This is a genomic window from Desulfolutivibrio sp. (genome assembly GCF_036584575.1).
In the GTDB taxonomy this organism is placed as follows: domain Bacteria; phylum Desulfobacterota; class Desulfovibrionia; order Desulfovibrionales; family Desulfovibrionaceae; genus Desulfolutivibrio.
In genome coordinates this window covers 1-2,610 of record NZ_JAZHDB010000189.1, presented here as the reverse complement: position 1 = coordinate 2,610, position 2,610 = coordinate 1, and the positions used below count along the sequence as shown (strand labels likewise).

At 64.2% G+C, this 2,610-nt stretch carries 2 protein-coding genes and 1 pseudogene; all 3 read left to right on the top strand.

Annotated elements, in window-relative coordinates:
• The first annotated feature begins 70 nt into the window (after positions 1-70).
• The 3 genes and pseudogenes from V3572_RS13540 (at position 71) to V3572_RS13530 (ending at position 2,210) form a co-directional block, all read left to right on the top strand.
• Positions 71-406, top strand: coding sequence for a hypothetical protein (locus V3572_RS13540; protein ID WP_332111543.1), 336 nt, complete (start codon positions 71-73; stop codon positions 404-406).
• A 37-nt stretch (positions 407-443) separates the two neighbouring features.
• Positions 444-1,103, top strand: a pseudogene (tilS, locus tag V3572_RS13535) (tRNA lysidine(34) synthetase TilS); the annotation flags it as partial.
• 435 nt (positions 1,104-1,538) lie between these two features.
• Entirely contained in the window at positions 1,539-2,210 is a 672-nt protein-coding gene (locus V3572_RS13530) for an adenylate kinase (RefSeq protein ID WP_332111544.1), read from the top strand.
• Positions 2,211-2,610: the final 400 nt, after the last annotated feature.

Sequence of the window (2,610 nt, the reverse complement as noted above, 5' to 3'; positions counted from 1 at the left end):
CCCATGGCCGGGACGCGGACGACCCGGACTGCGGCTGTAAAGACGAAATATCCAACAAAGCGGGTGCGCCATGCGTTCCTACCTCATCGAGGAACTGACCGAAGACGATATGCAGAGCATCAAGGCCAGGCTTTCTGAGAAAGGCTTCAAGGGCTCCCTGGACGACATCTATTTCATCCCCTTCCCCATGGAGATGTTAAACGACGAACAGACCGAGCACATCGCTGAATGCGGCCCGTATGTTCTGGTCCTGGAGACGGGGCAGGACTCCATCAAGATGGAGCTTTTGGTGCGGGGCAAGGGCAGGCTGCGGTGTTCCTGCATCAGCTATTGCACGCCGGAGCAGCGCAACCAGATGATCGATTTTCTGGACAACTTCATTCGCGAACTGGACATCCCGGTGTGAGCCGTCCCGGCAGTCCCGGGGTTTTGGACTCCGGGAAATGACCCCCACCCTGTCCGCGCCGCTTCCGGCCAGGCTTGGCGACCTTTCCCCGGCCCAGGCCAGGTTGTGCCTCGCGATCCGGGCCTTTCTCCTGGAGCGGGCCCCGGATGTCTCCAGCGCGTCCGTGGTGGTCGGGGTCTCGGGAGGACCGGACTCCACCGCCCTTTTGGCCATCCTGCGTCTTCTGGCCCCCGGCCTGGGCCTGACCCTGAGCGTGGCCCACCTGGACCACGGCCTGCGCCCGGAGTCGGCGGACGAGGCCCTGGCCGTGGCCGCCCTGTGCCGCAGCATCGGCCTGCCCTGCCTGACGGAACGGGCCGCCCTTCCGGGACCGGGTTCCCCGGGCCTTGAGGCGGCATCCCGAAACGCCCGGTACGCCTTTTTCGAGAAGGTCCGGGCCACGGTCGGGGCCGGGTTCGTCGCCGTGGGACACACCCAAAACGACCTGGCCGAGGATATGCTTCTGCGGCTTGTACGCGGCTGCGGCTGGCCGGCCCTGGGCGGCATGTCCGCCTTCGATCCGCGCCGTCGGCTGGTGCGGCCGCTTTTGCTCACGCCCCGGGCGCGCCTGACCGGTTTTCTGGCCGAAATCGGGATGACGGCCGCCGACGATCCCAGCAACGCCGACCCCGCCTATCGCCGCAACCGCGTCCGACACCGCATCCTGCCCCTTTTCTTGGCGGAAAACCCGGGCTTTCTGGATGTGGCGGCCCGGCTGTGGCGCCAGGCCGACCTGGACCGGCAGGCTTTCGCCGCCGATCCCGTCCTCAAAACCGGGCCGCAGTACGCCGCAAACGGGGATGTTCTGATCTCCCGGAGGGTGCTGTCCGGACTGCCTCCGGCCCGGCGCATCCGGCTCTTCAAGGCGATCCTGGACCGGCTCGGCCCGGGCGAGTCCCTGACGGACACCCTTTTTCGCCTGGATCGGGCCGTTTCGGCCAGACGGGGGGGGGCCACGTTTCAATTCCCAGGGGGAAAAACCGCCCGGATTTTTGCCGCAAACGTTCGCTTTCGCGGCCGGGGCGCATTGACAGAAATTGGCGCTGAAGATAGAAAGGGAGATTGTGAAATTTTAAACGAGGAGGCCTCGCCCGTGAATATCCTGATTTTCGGACCCAATGGCAGCGGTAAGGGAACCCAGGGTTCCCTGGTGAAAAAGAAATTCAACCAAGCCCATATCGAATCCGGCGCGATCTTCCGCGAGCACATCGGCGGCGGCACGGAACTGGGCAAAAAGGCCAAGGAATATATCGACAAGGGCGAACTCGTCCCCGACGACATCACCATTCCCATGATCCTATCCACTTTGAAGGACAAGGGCAAGGACGGATGGCTGCTGGACGGTTTTCCGCGCAACATCGTCCAGGCCCAGAAGCTGTGGGAGGCCCTGCAGGCCGCGGGCATGAAGCTGGACTACGTCATCGAGATCCTTTTGCCCCGCCAGATCGCCAAGGACCGCATCATGGGCCGCCGCCTGTGCGCCAACGACGCCAACCACCCCAACAACATCTTCATCGACGCCATCAAGCCCAAAGGCGACGAGTGCCGGGTGTGTGGCGGCGCGCTAAAGACCCGTTCCGACGACCAGGACGAGGACGCCATCAACAAGCGCCACGACATCTACTACGACACCAAGACCGGCACCCTGGCCGCCGCCTATTTCTACAAGGATCTGGCCGCCAAGGGACAGACCAAATACATCGAACTCAACGGCGAAGGCAGCATCGACTCCATCAAGGAGACCCTGCTGGCCAAGATCTCCTAGGGCTTACGCCTCCTTTCGCAAAAAACGGCCCCGGCGGATAGCCGGGGCCGTTGGTTCTCGCGGACCCCTTGCGGCCACAACCGGAAGGGGTCCGTCCTTTTCGAGCGTCCGATGCGGATGCACGCATCACGGCCCAAGGCGCCTGTCCCGGGCATGCCGCTTCGAGAAACGGGCTGTCAGCCCTCCACCCTCCGCGTCCTGGCCGGAATTTCGAAACGAATCCACAGGTTACTGTTCCCAGCGCCCGGCAAGACGACGGCAGGGCGTGCGGACTCCCTGGCGTCGCCATTCCCGAAGTCCCAGGATCACGGGGTCAACAGGTCGAGAAGCGCGGCATGCAGGAGGCCGTTGGTGGCCAGGATGGTCGGGGCCGTGAGGCCATACGGGACGTCTGGGAGGT

Bases quoted from the DNA above. Each gene is read 5' to 3' on its own strand.
- V3572_RS13540 (WP_332111543.1), top strand. From the start codon at position 71: ATGCGTTCCTACCTCATCGAGGAACTGACCGAAGACGATATGCAGAGC.